At 50.1% G+C, this 543-nt stretch carries 2 protein-coding genes; one reads left to right on the plus strand and one right to left on the minus strand.

Going from position 1 to position 543, the window contains the following annotated elements; genetic code table 11:
* On the plus strand, positions 1-168 hold a 168-nt coding region (locus ACWKXT_RS24325; protein ID WP_454542717.1), incomplete at its 5' end, for a LysE family transporter.
* A 61-nt stretch (positions 169-229) separates the two neighbouring features.
* Here ACWKXT_RS24325 and ACWKXT_RS24330 read toward each other — a convergent pair.
* Positions 230-543, minus strand: a 314-nt coding sequence (locus ACWKXT_RS24330; protein ID WP_454542716.1) for a LysE family transporter, incomplete at its 5' end; no start/stop codon positions are given.

Genomic DNA, 543 nt, shown 5'->3' on the forward strand with positions numbered 1-543 from the left:
GTCACCACTATTGTAGTCGATATTATTGTGATGATCGGTTACGCCACCCTTGCTCAACGGATTGCTCTATGGATTAAAGGACCAAAGCAGATGAAGGCGCTGAATAAGATTTTCGGCTCGTTGTTTATGCTGGTGGGAGCGCTGTTAGCATCGGCGAGGCATGCGTGAAAAATAATGTCGGATGCGGCGTAAACGCCTTATCCGACTTACTCTGAAGACGCGTCTGGCATCACCGCGAAATAATCAAATGAATGCCAAATCCGGCAAATAACGCCCCGGCAAAACCATCAATCCACTTCGCCAGACGTTGATAACCACGGCGCATTTGCGGCAGGGCAAACAGGCTGGCAACGACGGTAAACCACGCCAGTGTTTCGACAATGATCAGCGCAAAAATGCCCCAGCGCGCGGTAGTGCCAACGTTATCACCGACAAACAATGAGAACACCGAGCCAAAGTAGATAATCGCTTTCGGATTAGCGAGATTGGTCAGTAAACCTTTCAGGAAACTGCGCCCGCTTTTCGCCAGCTCAATCTGTGGTG

Source organism: Enterobacter sp. UPMP701 (assembly GCF_053709515.1).